This window comes from Alcanivorax sp. HI0044, assembly GCF_001634945.1.
This window is the reverse complement of the sequence record NZ_LWEZ01000234.1, coordinates 1-783: the sequence shown is the minus strand read 5'-3', so window position 1 is coordinate 783 and position 783 is coordinate 1. Positions and strand designations below refer to the sequence as shown.

Genomic DNA, 783 nt, shown 5'->3' with positions numbered 1-783 from the left:
CATAAGAGCCAGAATCACTGTAGCTGCCATCTTCATCGGTTCCTTCCAGCGTAAACTGGTCCAGGTCAGCCTTCAGCTTCCAGGTTTCCGAGAAACTTGAGCTATCACCGACGACCAGATCACCAATCGTGCAGCGCATACTGTCATTGTACGGAGGGTTGTTGGCCTCAATCAGCGCACCGGGTTGATAACTGGCGACGGTTTCCGTGATCATCAAATCCAGCGTTGTCACAGAGTTGGTCGGCTCTGGATCAATACCATCCTCAATCCCGTCATCATCCGAGTCAGGGTCAAAATCATTCGGGTCCTGGCCGTTGGGCAGGCCGTCACCATCGATATCATCATCGGCCACGTCCCCTACGCCATCATTGTCAAAATCTTCCTGGCCAGGATTAGGGATAAGAGGGGCATTATCCAGATCATCAATCACGCCGTCCTCATCCGTATCCTCTTCACAGGCATCACCAATGCCATTGCTGTTAGCATCGGTTTGACTGGCATTGGGGGTCAGGCGGCAGTTGTCAGAAGTGTCGGCAACGCCGTCCCCATCATCGTCGCTGTCACACACATCACCCTGGCCATCGCTGTCGGTATCCAGCTGGCTGGCATTGGGGATTGCCGGGCAATTATCTTCGGCGTCGATGATCTCATCGTTATCCGCATCCAGATCACAGGCATCGCCGATACCATCATTATCGCCATCCGCCTGGTTAAAATTCGGCGTTTCCGGGCAGTTGTCTTCATGATCCAGGATTTCATCGTTGTCCATGTCCTGGTCACAGG

The 783-nt window shown here is 53.4% G+C and carries 1 protein-coding gene; it reads right to left on the bottom strand.

Annotated elements, in window-relative coordinates; translation table 11 throughout:
* The coding region (locus A3730_RS03000) for a thrombospondin type 3 repeat-containing protein (protein WP_197477245.1) at positions 1-783 on the bottom strand (783 nt) is incomplete at both ends.